This window comes from Pantanalinema rosaneae CENA516 (assembly GCF_050753385.1).
Lineage (GTDB): Bacteria > Cyanobacteriota > Cyanobacteriia > Leptolyngbyales > Leptolyngbyaceae > Pantanalinema > Pantanalinema rosaneae.
Genome location: NZ_JBLZFZ010000035.1, coordinates 47,156 through 63,888, shown reverse-complemented (window position 1 = coordinate 63,888; position 16,733 = coordinate 47,156). Strand labels below are relative to the sequence as shown.

The 16,733-nt window shown below is 50.2% G+C and carries 9 protein-coding genes; 5 read left to right on the top strand and 4 right to left on the bottom strand.

Annotation, left to right across the window (positions count from 1 at the left end):
- Positions 1-9: 9 nt before the first annotated feature.
- Positions 10-1,818, top strand: a complete 1,809-nt coding sequence (locus tag ACN4EK_RS19595; RefSeq protein ID WP_431659880.1) for a peptidoglycan D,D-transpeptidase FtsI family protein — start codon at positions 10-12, stop codon at positions 1,816-1,818.
- A gap of 32 nt (positions 1,819-1,850) precedes the next feature.
- Here the strand turns inward: ACN4EK_RS19595 and ACN4EK_RS19590 are convergent, their stop codons facing one another.
- Complete coding sequence (locus ACN4EK_RS19590; protein WP_431659879.1) at positions 1,851-3,923, bottom strand: thioredoxin domain-containing protein; 2,073 nt, start codon at positions 3,921-3,923, stop codon at positions 1,851-1,853.
- Between the two features lie 199 nt (positions 3,924-4,122).
- Positions 4,123-4,554: a CAAD domain-containing protein gene (locus ACN4EK_RS19585; RefSeq protein WP_431659878.1), complete on the bottom strand. Its 432-nt coding sequence runs from the start codon at positions 4,552-4,554 to the stop codon at positions 4,123-4,125.
- Between the two features lie 615 nt (positions 4,555-5,169).
- Between ACN4EK_RS19585 and ACN4EK_RS19580 the strand changes: the two genes are divergently transcribed.
- From ACN4EK_RS19580 to ACN4EK_RS19570, 3 genes are all read left to right on the top strand, one after another.
- A complete protein-coding gene (locus ACN4EK_RS19580; RefSeq protein WP_431659877.1) occupies positions 5,170-6,900 on the top strand; it encodes a putative bifunctional diguanylate cyclase/phosphodiesterase in 1,731 nt (576 codons plus the stop codon).
- Positions 6,901-7,449: 549 nt separating this feature from the next.
- Positions 7,450-9,888, top strand: coding sequence for a phosphoenolpyruvate synthase (gene ppsA, locus ACN4EK_RS19575; RefSeq protein ID WP_431659876.1), 2,439 nt, complete (start codon positions 7,450-7,452; stop codon positions 9,886-9,888).
- 190 nt (positions 9,889-10,078) lie between these two features.
- Positions 10,079-10,618: a universal stress protein gene (locus tag ACN4EK_RS19570; protein ID WP_431659875.1), complete on the top strand. Its 540-nt coding sequence runs from the start codon at positions 10,079-10,081 to the stop codon at positions 10,616-10,618.
- A gap of 190 nt (positions 10,619-10,808) precedes the next feature.
- On the opposite strand, the gene ACN4EK_RS19565 is transcribed toward ACN4EK_RS19570, so the two are convergent.
- Both ACN4EK_RS19565 and ACN4EK_RS19560 read right to left on the bottom strand, forming a co-directional pair.
- On the bottom strand, positions 10,809-11,639 hold the full coding sequence (locus tag ACN4EK_RS19565; RefSeq protein WP_431659874.1) for a carbohydrate ABC transporter permease: 831 nt from the start codon (positions 11,637-11,639) through the stop codon (positions 10,809-10,811).
- 33 nt (positions 11,640-11,672) lie between these two features.
- Entirely contained in the window at positions 11,673-12,569 is an 897-nt protein-coding gene (locus ACN4EK_RS19560; protein WP_431659873.1) for a carbohydrate ABC transporter permease, read from the bottom strand.
- A gap of 317 nt (positions 12,570-12,886) precedes the next feature.
- Here ACN4EK_RS19560 and ACN4EK_RS19555 point away from each other — a divergent pair, with 317 nt between their 5' ends.
- Positions 12,887-16,720, top strand: a complete 3,834-nt coding sequence (locus tag ACN4EK_RS19555; RefSeq protein WP_431659872.1) for a hypothetical protein — start codon at positions 12,887-12,889, stop codon at positions 16,718-16,720.
- The last annotated feature ends 13 nt before the right edge of the window (positions 16,721-16,733 follow it).

Here is a 16,733-nt window from a genome sequence, read left to right as displayed (position 1 = left end):
AGAATGCGTATGGGTGGCTCCTCCTACACGGCTCGATCGCGGCAGTTTCGTCGCTGGCTGGCTCGCCTTAACCAAGTGAAAGCACCACCCTGGGCAGAAACTCCCCGCTTTCGGGCAGTATTAGTCTGGGGTATGCTGATGGTCAGTACCGGGCTATTAACCATTAACCTGTTTCATTTGCAGGTGCTGAAAGCGCCAGTACTGCGGACGATCGCCCAACAACAGCAGGTGGTGCAAGTACGACCGTTTATCCCCCGGCGATCGATTGTCGATCGGATCGGAACGGTGCTGGCACTGGATCGTCCTGTATACAATCTATTTGCCCACCCTGCATTATTTAAAGAATCGAATACCGCGATCGCAGAAAAGGTTGCTCCGATCCTGGGACGGCCTGTAGCCGAACTCGTCAAACAATTTGAGCAGCGGGAAACTGGCATTCGGTTGGAATATGCCATCACGGAAGATGTGGCAGACCGAATTGCTGATTTACGCCTGGATGGGCTGGAAATGATCCAACACCAGGAGCGGCTCTATCCCCATCAAGAGTTGGCAGCCGATATCATTGGCTATGTGAATGATGAACATCGGGGGCAGTCGGGAGTTGAACTGAGCCAACAGCCTTTGCTCGATCGCACCGAGAAAGCGATGCAGCTACGCCGGATGGGGGATGGCTCCATCATGCCCGATCTTGTACCCGGTGGCTTTCTCAGTGTTGACGACTTACATTTGCAATTGACGATCGATAGCCGACTACAGCGCATTGTGGAACGTGCTTTGAAACAACAGGTACAGGCGTTTAATGCCAAGCGCGGCACTGTCATTGTCATGGATGTGCGAGATGGATCGCTGTTGGCGTTGGTGAATGCTCCGACCTTTGATCCCAACAAGTACTACACCGCACCGATCGAACGGCTGAAAAACTGGGCAATCTCGGACCTATATGAACCAGGGTCTACCTTTAAGCCGATTAATGTTGCTGTGGCACTGGAAGCCGGAACGATTACTCCAGACACTGTATTTGGCGTTCCCGGAGAAATTTCAGTCGAAGGGTGGCCGATTGTGGGCGGTGCGGGTGGTGGCAGTATGTCGATCGGAGACATTGTTGCTCTCTCCAATAACGTGGGGATGGTATTTATTGCCGAAACCATGAAACCTGAAGTGTTTTACAAAGGACTGAAAAACATTGGCATTGGTGAACTCACGGGCATCGATCTCCCCTCAGAAACGGCAGGACAATTCGCCGATCAACAATCGTTTGTCGCCTCCCGCATCATTCCCGCTACCGTCTCCTTTGGTCAAGGCTTTTCGTTGACTCCAGTACAACTCGCCCAACTGACCAGTGCCATTTGTAATGGGGGCAAACTGATGACCCCTCACGTGGTGCAGGGCTTATACGACAGTAAAGGGCGACTGTATTGGAAACCGAAATTACAGGTTAAACAGGTTTTCTCTGCCAAAACATCTCAAGCCCTGTTGCCGATGATGGAGCGAGTGATTGATGATGGAACCGGGAAAGCAGCTCAACTGGATGGCTATCGGGTCGGGGGTAAAACCGGAACTGCCCAAAAAGCCACGGCAGGAGGAGGGTATTCAGAACATGCCTTTATCACCAGTTTTGTGGGTGTTCTGCCGATCGACGAGCCGCGTTATGTGATTGTGGCAGTGATTGATGAACCCCAGGGCGATAACGTTTACGGGGGAACGGTGGCGGCTCCAATCGTCAAAACCATCATGGAAGAACTCGTTACCCTCGGTGGTCTGCCCCCTAGCGCCGTTCCAAGCCCCAAGCAAACAGATAGCACCGAAGAGGATTATTAAGAAATGAGCACGATCTACAGGATGCCCCGAACTTATCCCCTGATCTGACTCTCCTGTACCTGGGTCAGCAATTGCTCCAGGCTACGAGCAGGCTCCTGACAACTTAATCCCTGACACACAAGACCAGTTACCCCTTCCGGCAACTCGATCGCTGGTTGGTAGACTGCCGTGGGTAAGTATTGAGTCGCTAAAGCCGCGATCGTCGCTGGGGTCGTTTGGATCAAGGTATGGTGCTGGAACCAATCCAGAGCCGAGAACAAACTGGGACAGGCTTGGGGCGATCGCTCCATCACCGTTGCAAACGCTCGTAATGTTTGTTCCGCTTTATCTAAATAACTCAGATCAGCGGTTAACAGCGCCAGACGGACTAAATTTGCCGCCGCCACACCATTCGCCGCCGGAGTGGCATTGTCAATATAACTCCGTTCCCGCACTAGCAGGTCATGACTGGCATCGGTATTGTAGTAACCACCTAACTCCAGACTCCAGAGAAACTCGTCAAACTCTTCCTGGACTCGCAGCGCTTGCTTGAGCCAGAATGGGGCAGTTGCTCCAGCCTCCTCGGCATCACTGGCAATGCCCAAACTCGCCTGATGCAAATCCAGTAATGCCTTAATCAACAGAGCATAGTCCTCTGATTGCGCCAGTACACTTGCTTGACCGTCATAATTCAACCGATGCAGGCGGTGATTCACCCATTGCCGATCGAGAATGAATTGGGTTACCCGAGTGGCGAGTTGCAGGTAATCCGATCGCTGGAATGCACTGGCTGCCCGCGCCAAGCCAGAGATCATCAAACTATTCCAGGCAACGATCATTTTGGTATCGGTGACGGGTGGAATGCGCCCTGCCCAGGTGCCAGTTTTCGCCTCCTGACTATTGCGGGCAGGAGGGAAATGGTCAAGGGATGCCCGCCCGTAGCGGATCTCAAACAACTTGGTCAGGCTAGTGTGTACGGCATGGCTCTCGATCGCTTCAGAAGTCCGGCGCTGGAGGACATTCTTGCCTTCAAAGTTGCCCTGGGCGGAAACGGTAAAGTAGCGAGACAGTTCGGCTAATTCCTGTTCAGATAATCGCTGTTGTAACTCCCCATAACTCCAGACATAAAACGCCCCTTCTTCGGGTTCGTCTGACTCTGGCGTGAGAAAACTATCCGCATCCTGAGCCGCATAAAAGTAACCCGCGGTCGCTGTCATCTCCCGGTTTAACCAGGCTACCGTCAGATCGATCGCTCGGGCAAAGGCCGGTTCTTGCATCCCTGCTGCCCACAAATTCGCTAGATACTCGGTGATCTGCCCATTGTCATACAACATTTTTTCAAAGTGGGGCACCGTCCAGGTGGAATCGACGGTGTAACGATGGAAGCCGCCCCCCACCTGATCAAAAATCCCCCCCAGAGCCAGATCTAAGCCCCGCTGACTACTGGTGGCTCTGGCATCATAGCGACAGTCGAAGCGAAATCGCAGGGTGCGCAGTGCCACATCGGCATAGGGCATCATCGGAAAACTGGGGCCCGGTGAACTGCCCGACACCACCCCCGTGTTGTATTCCAAGCCCTGCCGCAACACATCTTGACCGATCGCGATCGCGGGTTGGAGGGTAGCGGTTCCTTGCAAGTTATTCAAAATTTCGGTTTTGATCGCTTGCAACTTATCGGTTTCAGTATCGTAATACCGCCGCACGGCTTGCAATACCTGAAGGAAGCCCGGTCGTCCATAGCGCGGTTCTACCGGAAAGTAAGTGCCTCCATAGAACGGCACTAAGTCCCCAGGGGTGAGAAAAATATTCAGTGGCCATCCCCCTTGCCCAACCATCATTTGCAGAGCTTGCATATAAATGCTATCCAGGTCAGGTCGTTCTTCTCGATCGACCTTGATCGGCAGGAAATTGGCATTCATATACTCAGCGATCGTCGGATCAGAGAACGCTTCCCCCTCCATCACCGTACACCAGTGGCAACTGGAATAGCCTACCGACAAAAAGATCGGTTTATTGTCTTGTTGGGCGGTCGCCAAAGCCTCTTCAGACCAATCCCACCAGGCGATCGGGTTATCGGCATGTTTACGCAAATAGAGACTTTTAGCAGCCGCAAGACGGTTGGGCATATTGCACCTGAGACAATCAACAACGAAACACCAAAGGCTCAACGCTCACAGGAATCCGTTGGAGCATTGAGCCGGAATTCCCCTGCTAGTTTAGCGCGGGGATCACAAATGCACGATCGCAGGGATGAATTTCTTCCTGACAATCAACAACAAAGGCGCGACGGATCGCGCCTCTGAGCAAAATCAAGGCTAGGAAGATCTAGCTCTTTGTCGTGGAGTTAATGCTACCCACAACTTGATCCTTCAGGGTTTCGATATCCTGAACTAACTCCTGACGGTTAGATGCCCGCAGCAAGTAGCGATACACAAACCAGGCAGTGTAGCCAAAGCCAACCAATTCAAAGGTTGGAGCCAATAGCGGAATATCATTCAGGGCATCGAGAACAGCTAGCACTAGCTTGACACCGACGATGCCACCAAAAATCAGCCCCAATGTAATAATGGGTCGCTTGTACTCCCCAAAAAATTCAGAGAGATATTCAGGCAGACCAGACAGGAAGGAATAGACTTTTTCGCCCACCTGCCGCCATTGTTGGCTAGCATCGCTAGTGGAAGCAGGTAGCATCGTTGGATCATCCCCATTGACGTCTGTACTTGCAGAGAATTCAGTTTCTTTCACTTCAGGGTTCATAATGCATAACCTGGGAGTAACGACCTGGGCAATGCTGGCTAACAAAAATTGCACCAGCAACAAAACACGAATAGAGTAGCGGAACCATTCAATGAGCTTTCCAGCATACCAACGCTAAAACTAGGTTTTATCGTCAGCAAGATAGATAATTACCTGATTTACTTCGATCTGTAAACCATTTCAGAGCAGATAAACAACAAACTCTAGGCTGGCAACCTTTGCCAACCCCCGACTCACAGTAGATTTGGTAGCTATTGTATGCGCTGCTGACTCAGAGCGATGCAACGAGTTACTAAAGGATTTCTTAAGCTAAATAACTCAACCTTGGGCATTAAACGGTTTTCTCGGTTTCAGAGAGTTTCGTCCACTTCATAAAACTCAAGATTTTGGTTGATAGAAGTAAGCTGGGATACGGGTTAACTTCATCCGTACCCATCACCAGATCCAATTCAGCGATCGCCTTAGGGTAGCAGAATTCCTTTAGCAGCAAAGATTACTTTGAGTTTACTTCGTTGCTATATCGCTGTTACAGTAATCGATCGGTGTTAGCCCTCCCCAGTGGATGGGCATAGTAAGGATCGGAGCAACTGCTAAATCAGGTGGAGTGCCATAGGAATGACTCGAATTCTCGTCATTGAAGACGATTCGACAGTTCAGAGTTTAATTCTCAAACTACTGCAAGCTGAAGGCTTCATAACAATCAGTAGTTCAGAGGGGCGATCGGGGATCGCGATGGCACAGCAACATGAGCCTGATTTAATTATCTGCGATATCATGATGCCGGAATGCGATGGCTACGAAGTGTTAGAAGCCTTACGGCAACATCCCACCACCGCCCGAATTCCCTTCATTTTTCTCAGTGCTAAAGCCGATCGCGCGGCGCTACGTCAGGGCATGGAACTAGGGGCAGATGATTATCTGACCAAACCCTTTACGCGGGCGGAATTGTTAGGGGCGATCGCGGCTCGGTTAGATAAACAAGCTTCCATTACCCAACCTTATATTGATGAGATGAAGCGGGCTGCCCGCAGTCTGAATCAGTTGGCCTATCGTGATCCCCTCACTAACCTGCCAAATCGCATTCTGTTGCATCATCGCCTGCAAGAGTTGCTGATGGAAGCCGGCCGATCGCAGCACCTGATTGCCGTAATGTATTTGAATTTAAATCGCTTCAAAGCGATCAACTTAAGTTTGGGGTACTCCGGTGGCGATCAACTGTTACAAACGGTGGCGGAACGGTTGAGCCATTTGTTTCCCACCGAAGGACAAATTGCCCGTTTAAGTGGAGACGAATTTGGGCTGCTGTTAACCAATGTCAGCAATCGGACGGCGATCGTTGAATTTGCCAAGCAACTTTTGACGATTCTGGCAGAACCCTATGAACTATTTGACCAATATGTGCAAATTCATAGCAGTTTAGGCATTGCGCTGTTTCCTCAGGATGGCAATACGCCGGATACGTTACTCAGTCGCGCCGATACGGCGATGCGGCAAGCCAAAACCCTGGGGGGGAGCCAATTTGCCTTTTACGATGTGCAAATGGATCTGCTGATTTCAGAGCGGCGGATGATTGAGAGTCAGTTGCGATCGGCGCAGATTAATCAAGAATTGGAACTGCACTATCAACCCCAGGTCAACTTAGTGACTGGACGAATTATTGGGGCGGAAGCCTTACTGCGTTGGAATCATCCCGAATTAGGCAGCGTTTCACCCGCAAAGTTTATTCCGGTGGCTGAGGAGACGGGCTTAATTGTGCCGATCGGAGAATGGGTGTTACGCACCGCTTGTTCCCAGGCACAGGTTTGGCGCAATGCCAGTCAAATGCCGATTCGCGTGTCGGTTAATCTATCCGCTCGGCAGTTTAAGCAAGCCAACTTATTGGGTATGGTGACTCAAGTGCTCCAAGAAACCCAATTAGACCCAGCATTGCTAGTGATCGAATTAACTGAAACTTCGGTGATGGAAGATGTAGACACCACGATTTCGATCCTGCAAGAGCTGAAGCAAATGGGCATTCAAATCTCGATCGATGATTTTGGCACAGGCTATTCTTCCCTCAATTATCTCAAGCGATTTCCGATCGATGTCTTAAAAATTGATCAATCCTTTGTTCAAGATATTACGACCGATGCCAATGATGCGGCGATCGCCAAAGCGATTATTGCGATGGCTCAAAGCTTGCAATTAAAGGTGATTGCTGAGGGAGTAGAAACCCAAGAACAATATGAATTTCTCCGTCAAAATGGTTGCAATGCCATGCAAGGCTATTTGTTTAGCCGTCCATTAAATTCCAAAGATTTCATTACGTTGTTAAACAGCGATAAACGCCTTCAAGTTACGCGATAGTAACCATCAAACGTTGAGTTAGCTACCAGCAAAATCCCCCAACCTCCAGCTTAAGCACTAGGGTATGTACACAAGTTGGTGAGTTTGTGTTTGAGTCATCTCGCCCCCTTCTCTAGTATACCCGTAGGGCTATAAGCCCTCTTTCTACGAGGCCGCAGGCTATATTCTGGGGGACTTTGAACGTTCTAATTCCCCCAGAATGGGGGGGCTAGGGGGGCGAAATGCAGGAGCTTGAGGTTGCAGATCACTTGTGTGTACACCGTAGGGTATTGGGGAGCTAGGCAGCGAAGTGTAAGGCCGAATCTCCCACATTAAACAAACCGTTATATTTCTAAAGATTACATCTCCCGAGCCGCTACATTTGTCCTCACAAGTTCCTCAAATTCTTTCCCTACAACTAGGGATGTGGGACTCAGAACACCATCAGACCAACCGCCGAAGCTATTAGAGCCAGTTTCACCTCCCGCTTCAGACCAGGTCTACCAACTGAGTTTCAAGCAGAACGGTTGAGCATCCATGTTCAGCCAACGTTTTAAGAGGACTAGGCACATGCTGAATACTACGATTGATTCCAACGTAGACCCGCAAGCAAATAGAGAAACCGCTTTTGTACTCAAATTTGAACAGGTTGGTTTAAGCGACATTCCCTTAGTGGGTGGTAAGAATGCCTCGCTGGGTGAAATGATTCAACAACTAACCAGCAAAGGTGTCAATGTTCCCAACGGGTTTGCGACCACAGCTTACGCCTATCGTTATTTCATTGAAACGGCGGGTTTAGAAGAAAAACTGCGTCTGCTGTTTGCCGATCTTGATATTGAAGATATGAATAGTTTGCGGCAGGTGGGGAAACAAGCCCGCTTGTTGATGATGCAAACGCCATTTCCCCAAGATTTACAGGATGCGATCGCGGCGGGTTATACGGAATTATGTCAACAATATGGGGCTGACACCGACGTAGCGGTTCGTTCCAGTGCCACCGCCGAAGACTTGCCAGACGCTAGTTTTGCTGGACAACAGGAAACCTATTTGAACGTCCACGGGCTGCAAGGGGTGTTAGAGTCCTGCCACAAGTGCTTTGCCTCCATCTTCACCGATCGCGCCATTTCCTATCGCACCATTAAAGGCTTCGATCACTTTGAAGTTGCCCTCTCCGTGGGTGTGCAAAAGATGGTGCGGTCTGACTTAGCCGCTTCGGGAGTTATGTTCTCGATCGATACCGAGACGGGCTTCAAAGATGCCGCCTTTATTACCTCTGCCTATGGGTTAGGGGAAAATGTGGTGCAAGGTGCGGTTAATCCCGACGAATTCTTTGTATTCAAACCCACCTTGAAGCAGGGCTATAAGCCGATCGTCAAGAAGCGGGTCGGCACCAAAGAGATCAAAATGATCTATGACGTGGGTGGCTCGAAACTGACCAAGAACGTGCCAGTTCCTGACAGTGAACGCGACAAATACTCCATCACTGACGATGAAGTGATCCAACTGGCGAAGTGGGCGTGCATTATTGAAGACCACTACACCCAAATTCGTGGTAGTTACAGCCCGATGGATATTGAGTGGGCGAAGGATGGGCTGACCGAACAACTGTTTATCGTCCAAGCCCGTCCCGAAACGGTGCAATCCCAGAAATCGGGCAATATCCTTAAGTCCTATAGCATGACCGAAAAAGGCAAAGTGTTAGTCCTCGGTCGGGCGGTGGGTGAAATGGTCGGACAGGGTACGGCTCGCGTGATCATGGATGTCCATCGGATTGACGAATTCAAACCGGGAGAAGTCCTGGTCACCAACCGCACCGACCCCGATTGGGAACCGATCATGAAGAAAGCCAGCGCGATCGTCACCAACCAGGGTGGACGCACCTGCCACGCGGCGATTATTGCCCGTGAGTTGGGGATTCCGGCGATCGTTGGTTGTGGGGATGCCACCGAAAAACTCCAAACCGGGCAGGAAATCACGATCTCCTGCTGTGAAGGGGAAGATGGCAAGGTCTATGAAGGTCTACTGCCGTTTGAAGTTAAGGAAGTGGCTCTGGATAACCTGCCTCGGACGCGCACCCAGATTTTGATGAATGTGGGTAATCCGGATGAAGCCTTTAGTCTCTGTGCCATTCCCAATGATGGTGTCGGCTTGGCGCGGTTAGAGTTCATCATTGCCAACCAGATTCAAGCGCACCCCTTAGCCCTGATCCACTACAAAGAACTGAAGGATGAGTTAGCCAAGTACAAGATCGCCGATATCACCAAGCAGTACGACGACAAACCCGAATTCTTTGTCGATAAGTTGGCGCAAGGAGTGGGCGCGATCGCCGCTGCCTTCTATCCCAAGCCTGTGATCGTGCGGATGTCGGACTTCAAGAGTAACGAATACGCCAACCTGCTCGGTGGACGCGAATTTGAACCCCATGAAGAAAACCCGATGATCGGCTGGCGTGGTGCGTCTCGCTACTATGACGAGAAATATCGCGAAGGCTATGCCCTGGAATGCAAAGCCATGAAGCGGGTACGGGATGACATGGGCTTAACCAACGTCATTTTAATGATCCCGTTCTGTCGCACTCCCAACGAAGGTCGCCGGGTACTGGCGGAAATGGAACGCAACGGTCTGAAGCGCGGTGTGAATGGGTTGCAAGTCTATGTGATGTGCGAAATTCCCAGCAACGTCGTGTTAGCCGATGAATTTGCGGAAGTGTTTGATGGCTTCTCGATCGGCTCGAATGACCTGACTCAGTTAACACTAGGACTCGATCGCGATTCCGCTCTGGTGGCTCACCTGTTTGACGAACGCAATACAGCCGTTAAACGGTTGGTCGGCGATGTCATCCGTACCGCCAAGGAAAAAGGTCGCAAGATTGGCATTTGCGGTCAAGCTCCCAGCGATTATCCCGAATTCGCCCGCTTCCTGGTTGAGCAAGGCATTCATTCCATCAGCCTCAATCCTGACTCGGTACTGAAGACGATTCTGGAAATTGCGGAAGCTGAGAAGTTCTAGCTTCAGGTTTCGGCAGTAGAGGAATGTGGGTACAGGATACAGGTTGTGATTAGTTCGTGTTCTCTCTCTAGCGTACCTCTGCTGCCTCCAACTTCTTGATCCGAAGGCTTGATGGCTGTCTCACAACCACCGCCCTTCTGCAAGAAGCACGTTTGGTATCCTGTGCCCTTTTTCATTAAGGAGTCTGACCATGTTTTCACCATTCCAAAAAATTCTGGTCGCCCTTGACAGGTCAGATATGGGTCAGCAGGTGTTTGAGCGATCGCTCGCTCTAGCCCAGACTCATCAGGCTCGGCTGATGTTGTTGCATGTGATGTCGCCAATGGAAGGGGAAGCACCACCAATGATTTACCCCAGACCGGATGGCGTTTATCCCGGTATTTATGAAGAAGCGATTAAAACTTACGCTCGCCAGTGGGAAACCCATGAACGCGAAAGTCGGCAATGGCTCCAGTCCCTAGCCGAACGAGCCACGGCGGCTGGGATCGCAGTTGAGTACACCCAAAATCATGGGGTTCCGGGTCGAACCATTTGCGCGATCGCGAATACCTGGGGCGCTGATTTGATTGTGTTAGGACGGCGGGGACACTCTGGGTTGAGTGAAATGTTATTAGGCAGTGTGAGTAACTATGTCTTACATCATGCGCCCTGTTCGGTATTAACAATTCAAGGTAAGGGTAGTGTGGCTGAGATAAAAGCCACTGAGTCCCTGACGACGAGTAGCCATTGATGATGATTCGATTGTTGGGAGCGATCGCGCATCATTAAGGATAGATTGAATTAAAAGTTTCCTGTATTGGGCTGAGTGATGATGACTGGGAGTTGACAGATAGTTCAATTGCCCAGTCTTTTCTTATGTCAGGCAGAAGAACTTTAAACCGTTTTTTGAGACGGCTACACTGGCGGGAGCAAAATCGCGATTAACTTTTGCCACCCGTAAAGGTCACTCCCTGAATAAAGTAGCGATTAAAAAAGATATAAAGTCCTAATACTGGCAGGGTAAATACCATAGAGGCCGCCATGATGATATTCCAATAGCTAATATATTGCCCCTTAAAGGTATTCAGTCCTAACGGCAAGGTGAACATTTCTGGGTCGAATAAAATCACGACAGGTAATAAAAAATTATTCCAACTGCCCATAAAGATTAGAATTGTTTGGGCAGCTAAGGCAGGTTTGGCAAGTGGCAGAACAATATGCCAGAAAGTCTCTAAGCGATTTAAGCCATCTAAGGCGGCAGCTTCTTCCAATTCAGCGGGAAAATTGACAAAAAATTGGCGCATCATAAAAATGAAGGTGGCATTCACCATTGAAGGAACAATCATGCCTTGATAGGAATTCAGCCAACCCAGAGTTTTGAGAATTAAAAAAGTCGGAATCAGGGTAACCTGGGCTGGAACCGCTAACACGGCTAACACTAAGAAAAACCAAAATCGTTGACCCCGAAATTGCAGTCGAGTTAAGGCATAGCCAGCTAAAGAATTACAAATCAAATTGAGGATTGTGACACTTGTAGCAACAACTAAGCTATTAAACAGCCACCGGGGGAATAGGGGCTCTTCTAAAAAGATTTGGCGGTAATTGTCCAATGTGAATTGCTTAGGGATCAGATTAATTGCTCCACTGGAAATTTCAGCCAGCGATTTAAAGGAGGCAGATAATGCCCAGAGAAAGGGGATTAAGGTAATCCCAGCATAGACAATCAATCCAATATAAAGTAAGCCTTTTAACCAGTTCAGTTTAACTTTCATTGTTAATTTGGTTGAGATGAAAAATTATTTTACTCAACGATCGGAACTTGCAAATAGTCGTTGTTGAATTAGGGTGATCGTAATAATGACGGCAGCTAAAAGAAAGGCGATCGCGGCTGCATAGCCCATTTGTAAATCGCGAAATACATATTGATAAATTAATAGCACTAGTGTGAGAGTGGCATTATTGGGTCCACCGGAGCCATTCGAGAAAATGTAGGATTGATCAAATAATTGAAACGTACCAATAATCCCCATCGCTACCACAAAAAATGTGACTGGTTTCAGTAATGGTAGAGTAATGAATACAAATTGTTCCCAACGATCGGCTCCATCAATCGTTGCCGCTTCATATAAGGATTGGGGAATATCTTGGAGAGCCGCCAAGTAAATCACCATAAAAAATGGGGCGGTTGACCAAATATTCATCAACATAATGCCCTTGAGGGCAACGGCAGGATCACCGAGCCAGTTATAGGTGGGTAGACAGATCGCGGCTAATCCATGATTCAAAAGTCCATTGGTGTTATAAATCCACATAAAGATTAAAGTCAGAACGGCGGACGAAGTAATGGTCGGTAAAAAGTAAATAATTCGCCACCAGTTTTTGCCTGTAATTCCGGCATTTAAAGTTGTTGCCAGTAATAGCGCTAACAGGGTTTGAGATGGAACCACAATCGCCACATATTCCACGGTATTTCTCAGCGCGATCCAAACCCGTTCGTCCTGCCAGAGCCGCGAGAAATTGCGAAATCCGACAAATTCATAGTCAATTCCCCCTAACAATTGCACTTTTTGCAGGGAGAGAAACACGGCATAAAGAATGGGTAGGACAACAAACGTGCCTAACACCAAAATCGTCGGCAACATAAACAAGTAACCGGTGAGATTGGCTCGAATTAGTTCCTGGTAACGATGCGATCGCGTCATAAATAGCTGCCGTTCTGCAAGAGCTAAGGAACAAGAATTTATTAAAGTGTAATTCCTGGTGTAGGGACGTGGCATTCGGTAAAAAGTCTTTGCGATCGTCCCAGAAACGTTTGCCGAATGCCGCGCCCGTACAGGTAAAAGCTTAAAGTTATTCAAATTATTTCATTCTCATTCCTAAGGTTTGAATTACAAAAAGTTTCGGGGAAAGTCAACTGTCTGAAGTGATGTCCGATCGCCCAGTCAACAAAGTGTTGCAACCATGGCATGAAATTCTCAGGTATCCGCCATGATGGTGTAGCGTGTGCTGGGAGTTGACTATGGCGGCTCAACCAAATCGATTACGAATTGAAATCACCGTTTCAGCCCATCGACCGGAGCTATTACAAGGCTTGGATCTGTGGCTGCAATTAGGGTTAATTTCTGACATTGAGGTACGACGAATTGCCCGATCTCACTTGATCTGCCCCTTGCCTGAGGCGGTTATGCAGCCTGTAGTTCCCCCTGAGCCGACTACGGAGGTGCTCCCTCCCTCTCCCATCCCGACCGCAACTTCCGGTGACTTTCTGCCCCCCACCACAACCTCCCGACAACCGCGATCGCCACGCTCTGTCACCCCCCGACCATCCCCTCAGCTAGTCCCGCAACTTTTGAGTTCCTTGATGGCAGAGATCAGCGTGATCTGGCTGCTGTTTCTGGGCGTATTTATGGTGGTGGTGTCGTCGGGTGTGTTGGCGGCAACCCAATGGCAGAACTTCTCCGCGATCGGGCAGTACGGCATTTTATTGGCTTACACGATCGTCTTTTGGGTAGCCAGTAGCTGGACAGGACGGCAGGAAAATTTGCATGTCACCAGCCGCATGTTACAGATCACCACGCTGCTGATCATTCCGGTCAACTTCTGGATGATGGATGGCTTTCAGCTCTGGCAAAGTCCGGTCGGGATCGTCGTCGCGGCTATCGCAGGACTGATGCTATCCGCGATCGCCTTTGGCATCTTGCAATTCAGTCCTCGGAGTAATCTGCTGAACTACTGGGGCTTGAACTGGTTGCAGTGGGGTTGGGCAATGCCTGGGTTTCCCTTAATCGCTACCTACATTGGCAGTATTGGTACGGCAGCGTTCCTATTCCATTGGCAGCAATCCTCCGATCGGGAATCTCAAGATCGAGTAGATGTCGGCATCCTGGCGATCGCCTTTGCCAGTTTGCTGCTGATTGGACGAGCCATCTTTCGGGCAGGCGTACCGATTAACCAACTGGGTCTGGCGCTGGGAATTTCCGGTTGGTTGCTGTGCTGGTTGAGTCGGCAACGCCCTCGCTTAGGGTGGACACAGGCTGGAGTCGGATTGCTGGCGATCGGTTGGCTCGTAGCGATTACTGCCGATCCTCCCTGGCAAGCGATCGCAGTCAGTGGTCTGGGGTTGTGGCTATTGGGCGATCGCCTCCAACGCCGTTGGCAGCTTGAAGATTTGCTGGCATTCTGGCTCGTCGGTTTTCAAGCATTCTTTCTGTTGTGGCTATTAATTCCGCTCTCCGGGCGATCGCAACTCGTGGCTCTGGTCAGTCAGGTGGCAGGAGAATCGTTGCCGCCCTGGCAGTTGATTGGGCTGCGGCTGTTTCCCTACATCGTGTTGATGGTGGTAGCGAGCTTTTGGTTGCGGCAACGAGATCGTAATCAGTTAGCCGACACCACAGAACAACTGGCGCTTTTGTTCGGTATGGTGCTAGGGCTGTTTGGCATCCTCAGTCCGTGGGTGCGATCGCTGTATCTATTGCTGTCTACCGTTACTCTGACTGGAGTCTTGCTGAAGCGGCAACCGGGAGAGCGGGGATTAGTCTACTTAACCCATGTCACCGGCTTGCTAACGATTCTTGCCTGGATTGACTGGCTCTATCCCGCATTAGGTAGTTCGGCTTGGGCGTTGGTGCTATTAGCTGGAGTGGGGCTGGAGTGGGGCTTATGTGTCCTGACCCGGAGTATGTTCTGGCAGCAAAGTAGCTGGTACTTGGGGTTAGGTCTAGCGGGGATTAGCTACCCACTCTTCGTTAATGCCCTCAACCCAATTTATTCCTCTGGCAATCAGGTCAAGCTCGGAGTTAATGCGATTTGGGGTCTGTTCTGGTTAATCGTTCCATTGCTTCTGACTGGCTTAAGTTATTTCCCACGATTCGCTCAACCTAGATTAGCCAATGGCTTAGCAGTAACGGCAATCCTGATGGCACAGTTTCTCACCTATACCGAGATTGATCCGCTGCTGATTAGCCTGGGAGTAGGAACTGGGTTGATGACGGTGAATGCTCAACGGCTGCGCCACTGGTTAGTCGTGGTCTTAACCGTGACTGTCGGGTTGGCATTTGCTAGCACGATCGCATGGCAATATTTCCGTCCGGCGCTGGATGTAGCAACCTGGCTGGCGATCGTGCTGTGGTCACTGTGGTTATTCCGGGCTTGGGCAATGCGCCAGACGGCTGAACTGCCTCAGCTTTATGCCATTGCGGTTGATGCCTGGGCAGGTTTGCTGGCGACGGTAAATCTGTTGATTCTCACCTTTGGCACAGTGCTGACCTTTGTCACCTGGCAGGATGGATTTCCGCATCTGCTGCGATCGATTCTGCTGACGACGGCGGCTGTTCTATTTCGCCTCTGGCAACACCCGACAGAATTGGGGTTTATGGGATTGGCTTGGGGCACAGAATTATTGGTCGCCGGGGGAATTGCCCTGACCAGCCGATCGCTGGAACATCTGGCGATCGCGAATGCGGCTTTGGGGTTAGCCACTCAACTGGCTGGTGATTGGTATCGTTTCCGCTTACCGACCCGAGAATCGTCCGAGGAGCGGGTGACTCCCTACAGGAGTTGGCATGGCATTCCGCTGGTTTATGCCGGACTGAGTATCCTGCTCACCCATCAACCTTTCACAGCAACGACGGGATGGTATACCCTGGCGGCAGCCCTGACCACGATCGGGGTGGGTCGGCGGCAACCTGCATTTAAACCCCTGACGCTATTGGCTCTAGCCATCTTCACCACCGGAGCCTATGAACTGCTGATCTATCAATTAATGCAGGCAACTGGGGGACGGGCAGGAGATGGATCAACCTTGCTAGCCGCCTTAGCCGTGGCGATCGCTATCGGGTATCAGGTGTGCAGTCGTTGGCTATTCCCTTACTTACGGTTAACTCGATCGGAGGGTTCAGCGATCGCCGATCTGCATTGGGGAGCCGGAAGTGTATTTGCCTTGTTCGCCCCACTGATGGGGGTGAGTGACAGTAGTATTCCCGTTTGGACTGGAGTGATGGCAGTCTTGGCAAGCTACGCCATCTGGCAGGGACGGCACCGGGAGCCGTGGATCTACGCTGGAGTGCTGGAGGTGATCTGGACGATCGCCTACCTGCTACATCAATCGCTGCCAACCCAACTCCTATTACTATGGGCAGCGGCGATCGCCAGTGGATTTAGCCTACTGCTGTATCACTTGCCCTGGCGATCGTGGGGCTGGTCGGTGCGTCCCTGGCAGCAATCCGCCATCGTATTACCAGGGATAATAGCGGGAATTACGTCAGGTGGAATTGGGATTCCCAGTCTGCTTATTACGGCGGGATTCTATGCCGGGATTGCGAAAGCTGAATCACAGGTTCGTCTGAGTTACTTGAGTATTCTGTTGGCAGATTGGGCATTTGTCCGGTTCTTTCTGGAGCGATCGCTGACTGATCCGCTCTGGTATATGACATTGTTAACGTTGTCATTGCTCTATGTGGCTCAGGTCGATCCAGCGTTGCGATCGCCATCAGCAAAAGAACAACGCCATCTGTTACGGTGTCTGGCAACGGGAATGTTTTGCCTGACCGCCCTTTACCAATCTGATTTCGCCCTTTGGCAGGGTTTTCTCACAATTCTGCTTAGTATTGGTCTGGTGGTCGTGGGATTAATCCTGCGGGTGCGAGCCTTTCTGTATATCGGGACACTGACGTTTCTAGTTAAAGTGCTGCGCCAACTCTGGTTATTTATGAATAACTATTCTCTGCTGCTATGGGCATTGGGAATTGTTTTGGGATTACTCTTAATCTGGGTTGCCGCTACCTTTGAAGCCCGCCGGAGCCAGACGATCGCTCTAGTCCAATATTGGGTGAATGAGTTAGAAGCCTGGGAATAACGATCGAATTACC

Coding starts and splice junctions, on each gene's coding strand:
- ACN4EK_RS19595 (WP_431659880.1), top strand. CDS start 10: ATGGGTGGCTCCTCCTACACGGCTCGATCGCGGCAGTTTCGTCGCTGG.
- ACN4EK_RS19590 (WP_431659879.1), bottom strand. CDS start 3,923: ATGCCCAACCGTCTTGCGGCTGCTAAAAGTCTCTATTTGCGTAAACAT.
- ACN4EK_RS19585 (WP_431659878.1), bottom strand. CDS start 4,554: ATGAACCCTGAAGTGAAAGAAACTGAATTCTCTGCAAGTACAGACGTC.
- ACN4EK_RS19580 (WP_431659877.1), top strand. CDS start 5,170: ATGACTCGAATTCTCGTCATTGAAGACGATTCGACAGTTCAGAGTTTA.
- ppsA (WP_431659876.1), top strand. CDS start 7,450: ATGCTGAATACTACGATTGATTCCAACGTAGACCCGCAAGCAAATAGA.
- ACN4EK_RS19570 (WP_431659875.1), top strand. CDS start 10,079: ATGTTTTCACCATTCCAAAAAATTCTGGTCGCCCTTGACAGGTCAGAT.
- ACN4EK_RS19565 (WP_431659874.1), bottom strand. CDS start 11,639: ATGAAAGTTAAACTGAACTGGTTAAAAGGCTTACTTTATATTGGATTG.
- ACN4EK_RS19560 (WP_431659873.1), bottom strand. CDS start 12,569: ATGACGCGATCGCATCGTTACCAGGAACTAATTCGAGCCAATCTCACC.
- ACN4EK_RS19555 (WP_431659872.1), top strand. CDS start 12,887: ATGGCGGCTCAACCAAATCGATTACGAATTGAAATCACCGTTTCAGCC.